Raw genomic sequence first — 15,181 nt, 5'->3', positions numbered from 1 at the left:
TTCACAGTCGTGCTCAGGGCTTATGATTCCCGTCCTGAATACCGGAATGAGTGGGCCTGTCTGAGGCAGGCAAAAGCATGTAGATATGACCGAACAGACTCAAATTGATGAACGCTTCATGCAGCAAGCCCTGGCGCTGGCGGAACATGCTGCCGATGCGGGTGAGGTGCCTGTGGGGGCTGTTGTGGTGCTTGATGGTGAGGTGATTGGCGAAGGCTGGAATCGCCCCATCAGTGGTCATGACCCCTGTGCTCACGCCGAAATAATGGCGCTGCGTGAGGCGGCGGCTCGAGTTGAAAATTATCGTCTGCCGGGAGCTGAGCTGTATGTCACCATTGAGCCCTGCACCATGTGCGCCGGTGCTATTGTCCATGCACGTATAGCCCGTGTCGTGTTTGGCGCAACCGAGCCTAAAGCCGGCGCGGTTATCAGTAATGCCCATATCTTTGATCAGCCCTGGCTCAATCACTGGCCGGAATATGCGGGTGGTGTGCTGGCTGAGCAGTGCAGTGAACGCATCAGCGCGTTTTTCCGTGAGCGGCGTGAACAGAAACGTCGTGCCAGGGCAGCATCCGCCCAACCCTAGAGTTGAGAAGGCAGGTTTGACAGCGGCAGTCTGGGTTTTTCCTGGACTGCAGGCGCTGGCAGGTCACCGGCCGGTTCTTCAGGGTCTGTCTCCAGGGTGAACTCACCGCTGGTTGCCGTTTCGACTTCCCAGCGCATCAATTCCATATACTTGCGGATATTGCTGACGTAGGTCACGGGCTCGTGGCCACGGGCGAAGCCGTAGCGTGTCTGTGGATAAAATTTAGGGTCGCTGAGTCTGGGGAGAAACTCCCTGACGTGCTTCCATTTATCCGGGTCTTTACCGGCTTTCTGGGTCAGTATGCGAGCATCTTCCAGGTGGCCAAAACCAATGTTGTAGCCAGCAAGCGCAAACCAGGTGTGATCCGGCTCCAGAATGCGGTCGGGGATTTTCTTCTTCACATTGACCAGGTAGCGTGCACCGCCAAGGATGCTTTGTTTGGGGTCGGTTCGATCATCTACGCCCACTTCTGAAGCGGCGGCATTGGTGAGCATCATGATGCCGCGTACCCCCGTGGGAGAAACGGCGTCCGCATCCCAGTGAGATTCCTGATAGGCAATGGCGGAAAGCAATAGCCAGTTGATTCCGGTTTCCTCTTCCGCCTGACGGAACCAGGGGTAGAGAGGCAAGAAACGCTCGTGCAAGTCTTCTCGGAATGAAACGGTATCAAAGAAATTGAGTGGGTTGGTGCGTGAAAAGTAGCGCTCTTCCAGCAGCTTGATGCGCCTTTGAGTGCTTTCCATTTTGAACCACTGGGTGAGCGCTGCTTTAAGAGAGCCATCATGGTGCTGGTTCAGCATCCAGGCGATCGGCTGAGGGGGCTGCAGGTCAAAGGCTGCCTTGAGGCCGGGATAAAATGATTTGTGGTTATCGAATACGCTGGAGTCGAGAACTGTGTAGTCCAGACTGCCTTCATGTACCTGGTCGAGCAGATCGATGACTTGGTCATCTTCGCTGACGGTCCACTTCAGCTTCGGGTGCTCTTTCTTCAGGCTTTCCAGCACGCTAATGTAGCTGGAGCCTTGCAGCACCTTGATGGAACGGCCGTAAAGGTCCTCCATGTCGCGTGGTGCCGGATTGCCTCGCCGTACCCGGTAGACAAGAACGGGGGCGCTGCTGCGGTAGGGCGGCGAAAAATCAAAGCGTTTACGCCTTTGCTCGGTCGCGGTCAGGCCGGCGGCTGCCAGGTGGGCATTGCGTTCCTGCAGTACACTGAAAATGTCTGCAAAGCGGTCGCTCACTGTCAGCTCCAGTTCCACGCCCAGGTGTTCGGCAAAGGCTTTAGTCAGTTCGTACTCAAAGCCGGCGGGCTCGCCCTTGCGGGTGAAGTAGGTAAGTGGGGAATTGGTCGTAACAACGCGGATAACCCCCTTCTGCTGAATGGCTTCCAGCTGTGAAGGTGTGTTCAGGCCTATCATGGACAACGCAAACATAATGCTGACCAGAGCGGCCAGATAGATGAGTTCGCGAAGGTGGGGTGCGTTACGCAGCTTAAACATCGGCAGGTCTGTTCTGTATCTCGGTGGCCTGATCGGGTAAAATTGTCATTTAATTACTGCTCTCCCAACGCCTGACTCTCAGGTAGAACCAAGAGGCTCGATATCAACATGCTCGTACTGCGTGGAGCTCCCGCTCTTTCGTCTTTTCGTCATGCAAAACTGCTGTTCCAGGTCCAGTCCCAAGTCCCGACTGTCAATGGACTATACGCAGAATTCGTCCATTTTGCAGATCTGAAACGTGATCTGGAAGACCAGGAGTCTCAGGTTCTGGATCGTATCCTGCGATACGGCCCCAAGGCCAGCGTTGAAGAGCCGGCCGGCCGCCTGTTCCTGATCGTACCGCGCCCCGGAACTATTTCACCCTGGTCCAGCAAGGCAACTGACATCGCGCACAACTGCGGCCTGGATGCCGTTGACCGCCTGGAGCGCGGCCTGGCGTACTACGTTAGCAGCGAGCAGGCATTGACCGATGCTGAGGCCGAGCAGGTTGCTGCGCAGTTGCATGATCGCATGGTTGAAGCTGTCATGGCTGACCTGGATCAGGCGCAAGCGCTGTTCCGTCATGAACAGCCGCGCCCGATGACGCAGGTCGATATTCTCGATGGTGGTCGTGACGCGCTGGTTAAGGCTAATAGCGATCTGGGTCTGGCGCTGGCAGATGATGAGATCGATTATCTGGTCGAAAGTTTCAAAGGCCTGGGGCGTAACCCCAATGACGTTGAGCTGATGATGTTTGCGCAGGCGAACTCCGAGCACTGCCGTCACAAGATCTTCAACGCCAGCTGGGACATCGATGGTGTGCGTCAGGAGCATTCCCTGTTCGCCATGATCCGCAATACCTACAACCAGGGCGGTGAAAACGTTCTGTCTGCCTATAAGGACAACGCATCCGTTATCGTAGGCAGCGAAGCGGGCCGTTTCTACCCGGATGCAGCGACCGGCCAATACGGTTACAACCAGCAGGCGATCCACATTCTGATGAAAGTGGAAACCCATAACCACCCGACTGCGATTGCGCCGTTCTCTGGTGCAGCCACAGGTTCCGGCGGGGAAATCCGTGACGAAGGTGCTACCGGTCGCGGTTCCAAGCCGAAGGCGGGCCTGGCGGGCTTCACCGTATCTGACCTCAATATCCCGAGCTTCGAACAGCCCTGGGAATCCGGTTACGGTAAGCCGGAGCGCATTGCGTCTGCGCTGGATATCATGATCGAAGGCCCCATCGGTGGTGCTGCGTTCAACAACGAATTCGGTCGTCCCAATCTGACCGGTTACTTCCGTACCTTCGAGCAGAAAGTGCCGGGTGCCAACGGTGATGAAGTACGCGGCTACCACAAGCCGATCATGATTGCCGGCGGTCTGGGCAACATCCGCGAAGACCATGTCGAGAAGGGCGAAATCACTGTCGGTGCCAAACTGATCTGTCTGGGCGGCCCGGCGATGCTGATCGGCCTTGGTGGTGGCGCTGCCTCTTCCATGTCTTCCGGCAGCTCTTCTGCCGATCTGGATTTTGCCTCCGTTCAACGTGGCAACCCGGAAATCGAGCGTCGCTGTCAGGAAGTGATCGACCGCTGCTGGCAGCTGGGTGACGACAACCCGATTGCGTTCATCCACGATGTGGGTGCTGGTGGTCTGTCCAACGCTTTCCCTGAGCTGGTGAAAGACGGTGGTCGTGGTGGCAACTTCGAACTGCGCAACGTCAATAACGATGAGCCGGGCATGTCGCCGCTGGAAATCTGGTGTAACGAAGCCCAGGAACGTTACGTGATGGCGGTTAAGCCGGAAGATCTGGCTCGCTTCGAAGCGATCTGTGAGCGTGAGCGTTGCCCGTTCGCAGTCGTCGGTGAAGCCACCGAAGAGCATCACCTGACGTTGGGTGATACCCACTTCGAAAACAAGCCGGTTGATCTGCCGATGAGCGTGCTGTTCGGCAAGCCGCCGAAAATGCACCGCACCGTTGAGCGTAAGGCTTACGAAGTACCTGAATTTGATACCGCTGAAATCGAACTGGCGGATGCAGCCGAACGTGTACTCAAACTGCCGGCGGTTGCGTCCAAGTCCTTCCTGATCACCATCGGTGACCGCTCCATTACTGGTCAGGTCGCTCGTGACCAGATGGTTGGTCCTTGGCAGGTACCGGTCGCCGACTGCGCCGTGACTACTGCTTCGTTCGACACCCATGCCGGTGAAGCCATGGCGATGGGTGAGCGTACCCCGCTGGCACTGATCGATTCCCCGGCCTCCGGCCGCATGGCGATCGGTGAGACCATCACCAATCTGGCGGCGGCCCGTATCGGCGAGCTGTCCGATATCAAGCTGTCTGCCAACTGGATGTGTGCCGCTGGCCACGCAGGTGAAGATGAGAAACTGTACGACACCGTCAAGGCGGTGGGTATGGAGCTTTGCCCGGAACTGGGCATCACCATTCCGGTGGGCAAGGACTCCATGTCCATGCGTACCGTCTGGGATGACAACGGTGAACAGAAGAGCGTGACGGCGCCGATGTCGCTGATCATCTCCGGCTTCGCGCCGGTGCTGGATGCACGCAAGACACTGACGCCTCAGCTGCGTACCGACAAGGGTGAGACCGATCTGATCTTGCTGGATCTGGGCAATGGCCAGAACCGCATGGGCCTGTCTGCGCTGGCGCAGGTATACAACGAAGTGGGTCAGAATGTACCGGATGTGGATAACGCCGAACTGCTGGCTAACTTCTTTACTGCGGTGCAGGAACTGAATGAACAGGGTTTGATCCTGGCGTATCACGACCGTGCTGATGGCGGCCTGCTGGCGACCATCGCCGAGATGGGCTTCGCCGGTCGTACCGGTGTCGACCTGAACCTGGACCTGCTGGCCGAAGACAGCTCCGAGCTGGCGGCTGCGCTGTTCAATGAAGAGCTGGGTGCGGTGATCCAGATCCGTCGCGAGGATATGGAAACCGTCCTTAACGAACTGAACGCGGCGGGCCTGGCTGACGTGGCCAAAGTTGTCGGTACCCTGAATCCGGATCTGCAGCTGAACTGCTTCTTCGACGATGAAGAAGTGTACAGTGCCGATCTGATCCAGCTGCAGCGTTGGTGGGCCGAAACCTCATACCGCATTCAGGCACTGCGTGATAACTCCGAGTGCGCGCAGCAGGAGTTTGATCGTCTGCTGGATCGTGAAGATCCGGGTCTGAGCGCCAGCCTGAGCTTCGACCAGAACGACGATGTGGCGGCCGAGCTGATTGCCTCCGGCGTGCGTCCGAAAGTTGCCATTCTGCGTGAGCAGGGCGTCAACGGCCAGGTGGAAATGGCAGCGGCGTTTGACCGTGCCGGCTTTGAGGCGATCGATGTGCACATGAGTGACATCCTCTCCGGTCGCATCACACTGGATCAGTTCCGTGGTCTGGTCGCCTGTGGCGGCTTCTCCTACGGTGACGTCTTGGGCGCCGGTGAGGGTTGGGCCAAGTCGATCCTGTTTAATACTGTGGCGCGTGAACAGTTCTCCGCCTTCTTCGAGCGTGAAGACACCTTCGCGCTGGGCGTGTGTAACGGCTGTCAGATGCTGTCCAACCTGCACGAGCTGATTCCGGGCGCGGATCTCTGGCCGCACTTCGTGCGCAACCAGTCCGAGCAGTTTGAAGCGCGTGTTGCGATGGTGGAGGTTGAAGACAGCCCCTCTATCTTCCTGCAGGGCATGGCGGGTTCTCGCATGCCGATCGCCGTTGCTCACGGTGAAGGCCGTGCCGAGTTTGAAGACGATGCGCAGCTGCGTATGCTGAATGAGTCTGGCAATGTGTCTCTGCGTTATGTGGATAACCGAGGCGATGCGACCACTGTGTACCCGGCCAACCCGAACGGTTCGCCGCTGGGTATCACCGGTCTGACGACGCCGGATGGTCGTGTCACTATCATGATGCCGCACCCGGAGCGTGTTTTCCTTGCCGTCCAGAATTCCTGGGCACCGGATGAATGGGCCGAAGATGGTGCCTGGATGCGCATGTTCCGTAATGCACGTGTCTGGGTCGGCTGATCAGCCTTTCCCGGCAAGATTAAAAACGGCAGCTTCGGCTGCCGTTTTTTGTGTCTGCGATTTAGTGGGGCTTAAGGTCTGACGTAGCTGAATCCTTGCTGCTGCAAGCGAACAATTTCAGGTAACCCTGCCTGAACAACATCACTTGACTCGACATCGTACAGGTCGCTTCGTGTAATGTTATAGCCGTCCAGTGTGTTACCGCAAATAATGAAGCGCACGCCGCTCAAGCGAAGTGTATCCAGGGCGATCTGTTTGTCGCTATCGGCTTTGGCGTCCATGAAATACTCAATTGCCTGGCCGTGAATAACGGCTCGCAGGTCGATATTGCTCTCGCCTACGGCCTGAATATGATTGCTGATGTTGGTAAAGGTGGCTGATATCCGGGAGTTGTCACCATAGTTTATGTGGTACACAACCTTTTGTGCCGGGTATTCAGTATCGGCGTATGTGGGAAGGGCGAATATAAAGAGTGCCCACACCATAAAGAGTGGCTTAAGCATAGTGAGACTCCTGTGTTAACGGGGTGTTGTATATGACACACATCCATAAAAAAAGCCGGCACAGGGCCGGCTTTTCGGGGAAGCACTAATGCAGATTACTGCATGCGCTTCTTACCCATGATTTCCACGTCTACACGACGGTCCGGACGCAGGCATGCGATCAGCTCGGCGCCACGACCGGTGCAGTTTGCAACCGGAGCGGACTCACCCATGAAGCCGATAGACATCTTGCTTGCGTCAACGCCAGCCTGTTCCAGCTTGGCTGCAACGGCGCTTGCGCGGCGCTCAGACAGCTTCTCGTTGTACGCGGCAGAACCGATAAAGTCAGCGTAACCGACCAGCTTGACGCTGTTCAGGCTAGCCAGAGAGCCGATGTAGTTAACAACGTTGCTCACGTCACCAACTTCGGTGCTGTCGAAATCGAAGTAGAGCGCAAATTTCTTCTCTACGTCAGCCATTGTAGCCGGTGCAGGAGCGGGAGCCGGTGCAGGAGCAGCGGGCTCTTCATTCATAGCAACCACGCCGTCACAGCCTACAACTGCTTTTTCCTGAGTCCAGGAGCTGGTGTGCCAGCATTCACCGAAGCTGGTGCGCCAGATAGTGTCGCTGGAGTTTACGGCGTAACCCGGAACTCCTGCCTGAGCAGCAGATGCACCCAGAGCCATTGCCAATCCAGCAGCCATTGCAATCTTTTTCATCGTCATATCCTTGTGCCAGGTGGATGTTCAGATCTACGAACAATATTAGTACATTAAAGCTGTTAATGCCTTAACGCCAGCCAAACATCTCACGTACCCATCACGACAGCAAAGCTTACGTGGTATGTAGAGCTAACTGATTTCAATGTTAGCTCAAGGCAATACTTTTTTATACGGTTTTACTGTCACTTTCTGATAAACGCCTGCAGAAATATAGGGATCAGCATCCGCCCAGGCCTTGGCATCTTCCAGTGATGGAAATTCGGCCACCACCAAACTGCCGGTAAAACCGGCCGGGCCCGGGTCTTCACTGTCAATGGCAGGATGGGGTCCTGCAATCAGCAAGCGGCCCTGCTGTTTAAGTTCTTCCAGGCGGGCCAAGTGGTCCGGACGGGCGGCCATGCGTTTATCGTGAGTGCCGGGAGCATCTTCGGCCATAATTGCGTAATACATGTTACTCCTCCTTGCTATCGGTTTGCTCGGGCGCATGGCGAGAAATATAGATGCCTTGTGCCAGGATAAATACCAGGGTGCAGCCCAGCATGCCAAACAGTTTGAAATTAACCCAGGCATCTTCGCTCAGGGTATAAACCACGATCAGGTTGAGAGCGGCCATCAGTACAAAAAAAGCAACCCAGGCCAGATTCAGTCGACGCCAGACGAAAGCGGGCAGCTCAACAGCTTGCCCCATTAAGCGTTCCACAATCGTTTTTTTGCCAATGAATTGGCTGCCGAGGAATGCGGCAGCAAACAGCAGGTTTACAATGGTTGGTTTCCACTGAATAAATGCTTTGTTATCGAGGGCAACGGTCGCGCCGCCGAGGATAATAACCAGTCCCAGTGTCACCAGCTGCATTTTTTCAACTTTATGGGTGGTGAACCAGGTGTAGGCCATCTGGGCCAGCGTTGCCGGAATTAGCACGGCAGTTGCCAGAATTATGTCGCCACTGAATTTATAGACTGCAAAGAATATAATGACAGGAAGAAAGTCGAGTAGTAGTTTCATCGGCCTGCTAATCTGATTGATAAGGTTGTGACTAAGGCGTGCCTCAATACATGAAAGCTGACACCCAAAGTACAGATCTGCCCTGTTTTGATCTGCACATGCATAGTACCGCATCCGATGGTGCGCTGTCGCCGCAGGCACTGGTCGAACTGGCGTCTCAAAACGGGGTGCAGTTACTGGCACTGACTGATCACGACACCCTGGCAGGCCAGGCGGAAGCGGCGGCTGCGGCAGAGCGTCTTGATATGAGGTTTATCCCGGGGGTTGAGCTGACATGCCGCTGGAATAAGCGTGTTATCCATTTGTTGGGTCTGAAAATCGATCCTGACCATGAAGGCTGGAAGGGGTATTTGGAGCATTTGTCATTCCTGCGTAATCAGCGCGCTGAGAAAATAGCCACAAAATTAATCGCTAAAGGATTGCCGGATGATCTTCTCGAACAGGCAAAAGCCCTGGCCGGTGAAGGGCAGATAGGCCGTCCGCATTTCGCCCGGGCATTGCTGGAAGCAGGATTGGTCAGCAGTGAGAGCGAAGCTTTTGATCGCTTTCTGGGTCAGGGCAAGCCGGGTGATGTCAAAGCCGAATGGCCTGATATGGCCGAGGCAATAAGTCAGGTGCAGAAAAGCGGTGGGTATGCACTACTGGCTCACCCTACCAAATATAATCTGACGTTTTCCCGTTTGCGGATTTTAATGGCTGAAATGGTAGCGGCCGGTGTCGATGGTTTTGAAATAGCCTACCCGGGTGTTAGCCAGGAGCAGATCGGTTTGCTGATGCGGATAGCGGATCAGCATGATCTGCAGGTTTCATCAGGCAGTGATTTTCATACCCCCAAACATCGCTGGACGCACTTGGGACGTTTCCCGAGGGTTGAAACACAGCGTCACCTGATTCATGCACTGGTAGCAGGCGGGTGAGTACGATGACGGAATACGAGTATACAGGAGGCCCTATGAGCCAGTTTTTTCAGGTACATCCCGAAAACCCGCAAAAGCGATTGATTCAGCAGGCGGTGGAAATAATCAGAAATGGCGGGGTTGTTATTTATCCTACTGACTGTGCGTATGCAGTTGGCTGTCACTTGGGTGATAAAAAGGCCGTGGATCGTATTAAGCGCATCCGAAATCTGGATGATAAGCACAACTTTACTCTCGTTTGTGACGATCTCTCAGCTATCAGTACCTATGCCAAGGTGGATAACCAGATATTTCGTTTGCTGAAAGCGCACACCCCGGGTGCCTATACCTTTATCTTGCCGGCAACCACCGAGGTGCCACGCAGATTGTTGCACCCGAAACGACGTACAATTGGTATTCGTGTGCCGGATAATCCCATCGTGTCGGAGCTGCTCTCCTATTTGGGGGAACCTATTATGAGTACATCACTCATAATGCCTGGCGAGGAACTGCCTTTGACCGATCCGTATGAAATGCGCGACCTGTTACAGCACCAAGTCGACCTGATTATTGATGGCGGGTATTGCGGTATGGAAGCGACCAGTGTCATTAATATGACCGAAGAAGTGCCTCAAGTAACCCGAGAAGGGGCCGGAGATACACAATATTTCAAATAACCTGATGCAGGTTGTTGAAAAATACATTTTTATGTCGATAATTGAAGAAAATCTATTTAAGACGGGCACCGAAATGACAGACTTTATTAAGACGCTGACGCGCAAAAACTCTCTTCGCAAGCATTGCAACGAATTGAGCCTGGCTGAAATCGACAAGGTTATTGCTGATCTGAACGATATTCGTGTCGAAATTGAAGAAGCCAAGCGTCGCGAAGAAGAGATTGAGCTGGCTAAAAAAGAGAAAGTCGAACAGATTCAGCGCCTGATGAAAGAGGCCGGCGTCGATCTGGATGAACTTAAAAAGGGTATCGAGCCGACGGCTGCGCGTAAAACCGTAAAAGCTAAATACGTTATTGAAGATGCCGAAGGTAAAGAGCACGCCTGGTCAGGTCGTGGCCGTACCCCGGTCGCTTTCCGCGAGTATATGGACAAGCACGGTATCACCAAGGATCAGTTGCCCACAGCTGACTGATCGGGCATTATAGCGTCTGATAAAAGCCTCTTTGGGGAAACCTGAAGAGGTTTTTTTGTTTTCTACTTAAGCTGCGTGGCAATGCCCGCGGTCAATTTAAGAGACGTCAAAATGAGCGATGAAAAGTTACAGAAGGTTTTGGCGCGCTCCGGTATTGGCTCACGTCGTGAGATGGAGCGTTGGATTGAAAGTGGCCGTATTAGTGTAAATGACACGGTTGCGACCTTGGGTGATCGTATTGGTCCCCATGATGAAGTCAAAGTGGATGGTAAGCCTGCTGAGCTGACCTTCCCGCAAACGGCCGAGCGCCGTGTGCTGATTTATAACAAGCCCTTGGGTGAGGTGTGTACGCGCCATGATCCCGAAGGTCGTCCGACGGTGTTTGATAACCTGCCGCCGCTGAAGCAGGGGCGTTGGGTGGCGATTGGTCGCCTGGATATCAATACCACGGGCTTGCTGATTTTTACCACTGACGGTGAATTGGCCAACCGCATGATGCACCCCTCAATGCAGATTGACCGCGAGTATGCGGTACGCGTGCTGGGTGATGTTGAAGATGCCATGCTGACACGCCTGATGGAAGGTGTGCTGCTGGAAGACGGTATGGCGCGCTTTACCGATGTGCGTTATTTCGACGGCGAAGGCGCCAACAAGTGGTATCACTGTGTGGTCATGGAGGGCCGCAACCGCGAAGTGCGCCGCCTGTGGGAATCACAGGGCCTGCAGGTGAACCGTTTGAAGCGCGTGCGCTTCGGACCTGTCTTCCTGCCCAGTGATGTCAAGGTGGGTACCTGGCGTGAGCTTGGCTCCAAGGAAGTGGACCTCTTGTCTAAAGAGGTGGATCTGGAGCCGGTTCGCACCCATCGTCCGACGCCGATCGAGTCTGAGAAGGAAGAGCGACTGTACAAGCGTCAACGTGTGCGTCAGGAAGTGATCAAGGGGCAGACGGAAGAAGCCAAGCCGCGTACGCCTGGTCGTTCCAAAAGCAAGGCGCGCTCTGTCGGGCGTCGTAATACGAGCAATCGTCGCGGGCGTCGCGTTTAAGTATTTCGCAGGTTGTTTCGTTAATAAAAAAGGAGGCCTTGGCCTCCTTTTTTAATGCGTGATAGCAATGACTCTGAGTGTTGCCTATGCAGAACCCTCACCCTGAGCATCGAGAGATTTGCCGTTGACGCTACGGCTATCCGGGCCCATCAGGTACAGGTAGAGTGGCATGATATCGGCCGGTGCCGGGTTGGTTTCCGGGTCTTCAGCCGGGTAGGCGTAGGCACGCATGTTGGTGCGTGTTGCGCCGGGGTTGATCGCATTAACACGAATGTTGGGCGAATTATCCAGCTCGTCTGCGAGTACTTCCATCATGCCTTCGGTGGCAAACTTGGAGACCGCATAGGCACCCCAGTAGGCGCGCCCTTTGCGGCCAACGCCTGATGAAGTGAAGACGATGGAAGCATCGCCTGAGTGTTGCATCAGCGGCAGCAGGGACTGAGTCATCAGGAAGGGTGCGTTTACGTTGACGCGCATGACCTGATCCCAGGTGATCGGGTCATAGTTTTCCAGCGGTGTACGCATGCCCAGCAGGCTGGCGTTGTGAAGAACGCCGTCCAGGCGACCGAACTCGTCATACAGCTTGTTGCTCAGTTCGATGTAATCATGCTCAGTCGCAGAATCCAGGTTCATCGGGACGATGGCCGGCTGCGGGTGTCCTGCCGCCTCGATTTCGTCATAGACCGCTTCCAGTTTTTCCAGGGTGCGGCCCAGCAGGATGACGGTGGCGCCGTGGGCTGCATATGACAGAGCCGCAGCGCGACCTATGCCGTCTCCGGCACCGGTGACCAATATAATGCGGTCCTGCAGCAAATCGGTGCGGGCGCTGTAGTGAAACATCCTTGACTCCTTAACAACAGTCGGTGAAGCAGTTCAGTGTGCTTGTAAAATTGAGTGTAGCAGGGGGCGCAGGTCTTCGGCTTGTGCGCAGATATAATCAGCGTCCCAGTCCGAGCAGGATTCGCCCTCGTTAAGATAGCCCCAGGCAGCGGCAACGGTTTTCATGCCAGCAGCTCTGCCTGCTTCGATATCGCGGATATGGTCGCCCACATAGATGCTGTCTTCGGGGCTGCTGCCCAGTATCTCGCAGGCGAGCACCAGTCCTTCCGGATCCGGCTTGGTCTGTTTTACCTGCTCGGGACAGATAATACATTTGCACTGACCTAGTCCTACCTGCTGAAGCAGCGGGTGGGTGAAGCGTTCAGGCTTGTTTGTGACGATTCCCCAGGGATGTTTGCTGACTTCAAGCCAGTCAACGAGTGCTTCGACCCCGGTGAAGGGGCGGCTGTCGGGATAATCGGTACTGGCGTAATCATCCAGAAGCTGCTGGTGTAAAGCGGCAAACTCAGGGTGGTCCTGGTCGAGCTCGAATGCATGGCGAACCATGGCGCGAGCGCCGTTGGAGACCTGGGTTCTCAGGCTGTCATAGCTGATCGATGGGCGACCGTGCTGAGCCAGCATGCGATTGATGATGCCGTGAAAGTCTCGGGCGGTATCCAGCAGTGTGCCGTCCAGGTCAAATAGAATGGCGCTTTGAGGGCTCATCAGTTATTCGCCCTTCTGGCAGGCCAGCATGTAGTTGACGTCCACATCTTCGGGGTCGAGACGGTATATCTTGGTGAGCGGGTTGTATACCAGGCCGGTCATTTCCAATGTTTCCAGCCCCGCAGCGCGTACCCAGCCGCCAAGCTCCGCCGGGCGGATGAATTTATTGAAATCATGTGTGCCAGCCGGAACCAGCTTGAGTAGTCGCTCAGCCCCAAGAATGGCGAAAAGGTAGCTTTTCGGGTTGCGGTTCAGAGTGGACAAAAACAGGCGGCCACCCGGTTTAAGCAGACGTGCGCAGGCATTTACCACCGAGGCAGGATCTGGCACGTGCTCCATCATTTCCATGCAGGTGACCAGGTCGAAGCTTTCGGGCATCTCTTCGGCCAGGGCCTCCACCGTAATTTGGCGATAATTGATCTGTACACCGCTCTCCAGCCCGTGCAGCTTGGCAACCTTCAGTGGGGCTTCGCCCATGTCGATACCGGTTACTTCAGCTCCGCGCTGGGCCATGGCTTCGGAAAGGATGCCGCCGCCGCAGCCGACATCAAGGGTTTTCTTGCCCGCCAGGCTGCCGATACGGTCAATGAAGTCGACCCTCAGCGGGTTGATATCGTGCAGAGGTTTGAATTCGCTGTTGCGATCCCACCAGCGGCTCGCCAGTTCTTCAAATTTGGCAATCTCGGTTGGGTCCAGGTTCAGCCCGGCATCCTGTTTCATGATCTCTGCCTTTGCTCCAGAATTCGAATGAGCGCATTCTATCACTATTGGTCAGAGGCGCGGAAATCAACCGGGCCCATGGATGTATCGAGGAGAAGGCATGATCGGTTTCTGGAAGCGCAACGGCGCGCAGGCGGATCAACAAAAGGCTGTGCAAGAGAGCGACAAGGGAGTGTCGTTTGGTCTGGGCGAATCGGCTCAGGTTGAACTGATCAATCAGGCGCGTCATTTGACCCTGGAGTCCGGTGCGCCGGTAGCCCAGGCGCTTGCGACCGTGGAAGGCAACGGCACCAGCATATTGCTGCTGGTGCAAAGCGGTCGTGTTCACCTGGATATCAGCGAAAATGCGAGTCCGCTGGAGCTTGGTGCAGGCCAGATTGTGAGCTGTATGGCGTCAGGCTGTCCTTTGCTTGCGCGCTTGCATGTTCAGGAGAGAAGCGTGCTGCTGTGCCTGTCTGATTCGGCGCTGAACCAGTTGCAGGACAGTACTCAGACCCTGTTATTGCGTCAGGGGCAGGCGTTTGCTGCGCAGGCAAATGCGGCACTGTTTGCTGCAGCCGATAAGGCTGAGGCTCGTTATCTGCAGTTGTCAGATGCCCTGTTTCGTTCCATGGAAACCGGAGAGGTGCAGTTTGCCGAGTCGGATGCCGTTACCCAGGTGGTCAAGCGTATTCCACGCCTGCCGCTGGCAAGTGTTGAGTTGCTAAGGACGCTGACGAATGAAAGCAGTACCCATGCCCAGGTCGCCGAGCTGGTGCATCAGGACCCGGCGCTGACGGCTCAGCTGCTCAAGGCGATCAACTCGCCTGCCTACAGTCTCGGGCAAAGTGTGACGGACGCATCCCAGGCCGTGAGTCTGCTCGGGTTTGAAGAGGTGTACCAGATCATCATGGCAGAGAGCTTGCGCAAATCATTGCCGGATAATGAGCAGTTCCGGAACAGCTACCAGCGTGCCTTGATGCTGTCGCACATCGCCTTTGCCCTGGCGCAGGCAACAGGAAAAGGGCGCCCGGCCGAGGTAAGTACCATTGCGCTCCTGCATGACCTGGGGCGTGTGGTGATTGCCTTGCTGGTGCGCCAAAACCCTTCCTTTAAGGGTGTCATCCGTCAGGTCCACCCGGGAGTGGTCGGGGCGCGGCTGCTTAAAGACTGGCAGTTGCCCGAAACTGTTTGGCGTGCAATCGAAGTGCAGCATTACCCTGAGTTCGCCATGCCGGCGCGTCTGCCTCAGGATCAGTTGATACCGGCAGCTCTGATGTATATCTCGGGGTGGGTGCTGGATGGAATGCAAAAACGCGAAACCACAGCCCTTTTTGTGCGTGAGTATCAGCGAGTGCTCGGTATGAAACCCGTTGATGTAGATACCTGCTGGGAACAGATTCTTAAACCGCGTCTGAAGCAGCGGCGCAATGCGCTGCCTGTCGTGCTGAAGAACTGGCTGGAACAATCGGATTAAGCAGTCTCATTGGCGTCGGGTAGGCGTGAAATGAGACGCGCTGTGGTATACTCCCGCAGTTTACAGGC

Annotated in this window: 15 protein-coding genes; 7 read left to right on the top strand and 8 right to left on the bottom strand. The window is 55.4% G+C overall.

The features are described 5' to 3' along the window. The first annotated feature begins 85 nt into the window (after positions 1-85). Entirely contained in the window at positions 86-586 is a 501-nt protein-coding gene (gene tadA / locus O3C79_RS15455; RefSeq protein ID WP_010321839.1) for a tRNA adenosine(34) deaminase TadA, read from the top strand. Here the strand turns inward: tadA and mltF are convergent. Continuing rightward, positions 583-2,085 carry a membrane-bound lytic murein transglycosylase MltF gene (gene mltF, locus O3C79_RS15450; RefSeq protein ID WP_494383830.1) on the bottom strand — a complete coding sequence of 501 codons (1,503 nt, stop codon included), beginning with the start codon at positions 2,083-2,085 and terminating at the stop codon, positions 583-585. The genes tadA and mltF overlap by 4 nt on opposite strands. Before the next feature lie 108 nt (positions 2,086-2,193). Between mltF and purL the strand changes: the two genes are divergently transcribed. Further along, entirely contained in the window at positions 2,194-6,096 is a 3,903-nt protein-coding gene (gene purL / locus O3C79_RS15445) for a phosphoribosylformylglycinamidine synthase (protein WP_494383829.1), read from the top strand. A gap of 71 nt (positions 6,097-6,167) precedes the next feature. Here the strand turns inward: purL and O3C79_RS15440 are convergent, their stop codons facing one another. The 4 genes from O3C79_RS15440 to O3C79_RS15425 form a co-directional block, all read right to left on the bottom strand. Beyond that, positions 6,168-6,599, bottom strand: a complete 432-nt coding sequence (locus O3C79_RS15440; RefSeq protein ID WP_494383828.1) for a DsrE family protein — start codon at positions 6,597-6,599, stop codon at positions 6,168-6,170. A gap of 95 nt (positions 6,600-6,694) precedes the next feature. Next, positions 6,695-7,297 carry an OmpA family protein gene (locus tag O3C79_RS15435; RefSeq protein WP_010321835.1) on the bottom strand — a complete coding sequence of 201 codons (603 nt, stop codon included), beginning with the start codon at positions 7,295-7,297 and terminating at the stop codon, positions 6,695-6,697. Positions 7,298-7,450: 153 nt separating this feature from the next. Then, positions 7,451-7,750: a YciI family protein gene (locus tag O3C79_RS15430; RefSeq protein WP_494383827.1), complete on the bottom strand. Its 300-nt coding sequence runs from the start codon at positions 7,748-7,750 to the stop codon at positions 7,451-7,453. A 1-nt stretch (position 7,751) separates the two neighbouring features. Next, positions 7,752-8,303, bottom strand: coding sequence for a septation protein A (locus tag O3C79_RS15425; protein ID WP_494385800.1), 552 nt, complete (start codon positions 8,301-8,303; stop codon positions 7,752-7,754). 98 nt (positions 8,304-8,401) lie between these two features. On the opposite strand from O3C79_RS15425, the gene O3C79_RS15420 reads away from it, so the two are divergent. From O3C79_RS15420 to rluB, 4 genes are all read left to right on the top strand, one after another. Then, complete coding sequence (locus O3C79_RS15420) at positions 8,402-9,220, top strand: PHP domain-containing protein (RefSeq protein ID WP_494383826.1); 819 nt, start codon at positions 8,402-8,404, stop codon at positions 9,218-9,220. 35 nt (positions 9,221-9,255) lie between these two features. After that, positions 9,256-9,876 carry an L-threonylcarbamoyladenylate synthase gene (locus O3C79_RS15415; protein WP_494383825.1) on the top strand — a complete coding sequence of 207 codons (621 nt, stop codon included), beginning with the start codon at positions 9,256-9,258 and terminating at the stop codon, positions 9,874-9,876. Positions 9,877-9,949: 73 nt separating this feature from the next. Next, the gene (locus O3C79_RS15410) at positions 9,950-10,348 is read left to right on the top strand and encodes an H-NS histone family protein (RefSeq protein ID WP_494383824.1); all 399 of its coding nucleotides are present in this window, start codon (positions 9,950-9,952) and stop codon (positions 10,346-10,348) included. A 111-nt stretch (positions 10,349-10,459) separates the two neighbouring features. Further along, the gene (gene rluB / locus O3C79_RS15405) at positions 10,460-11,392 is read left to right on the top strand and encodes a 23S rRNA pseudouridine(2605) synthase RluB (RefSeq protein WP_494383823.1); all 933 of its coding nucleotides are present in this window, start codon (positions 10,460-10,462) and stop codon (positions 11,390-11,392) included. Between the two features lie 84 nt (positions 11,393-11,476). Here the strand turns inward: rluB and O3C79_RS15400 are convergent, their stop codons facing one another. Genes O3C79_RS15400 through ubiG form a run of 3 tightly spaced genes read right to left on the bottom strand, consistent with a single transcriptional unit; the run spans position 11,477 to position 13,657 of the window. Next, on the bottom strand, positions 11,477-12,232 hold the full coding sequence (locus tag O3C79_RS15400; RefSeq protein ID WP_494383822.1) for a YciK family oxidoreductase: 756 nt from the start codon (positions 12,230-12,232) through the stop codon (positions 11,477-11,479). A 33-nt stretch (positions 12,233-12,265) separates the two neighbouring features. Beyond that, positions 12,266-12,937 (bottom strand): HAD family hydrolase, encoded by a 672-nt coding sequence (locus O3C79_RS15395; RefSeq protein WP_494383821.1) that lies wholly within the window; start codon positions 12,935-12,937, stop codon positions 12,266-12,268. Positions 12,938-12,940: 3 nt separating this feature from the next. After that, positions 12,941-13,657, bottom strand: a complete 717-nt coding sequence (gene ubiG, locus O3C79_RS15390) for a bifunctional 2-polyprenyl-6-hydroxyphenol methylase/3-demethylubiquinol 3-O-methyltransferase UbiG (RefSeq protein ID WP_494383820.1) — start codon at positions 13,655-13,657, stop codon at positions 12,941-12,943. A gap of 100 nt (positions 13,658-13,757) precedes the next feature. Between ubiG and O3C79_RS15385 the strand changes: the two genes are divergently transcribed. Beyond that, positions 13,758-15,113: an HDOD domain-containing protein gene (locus tag O3C79_RS15385; RefSeq protein ID WP_494383819.1), complete on the top strand. Its 1,356-nt coding sequence runs from the start codon at positions 13,758-13,760 to the stop codon at positions 15,111-15,113. The last annotated feature ends 68 nt before the right edge of the window (positions 15,114-15,181 follow it).

The sequence above is a fragment of the Marinobacterium sp. NO-S09 genome (genome assembly GCF_059179545.1).
Note: the sequence above shows the minus strand (reverse complement) of the source record. Positions and strands in the feature narration are given on the sequence as shown.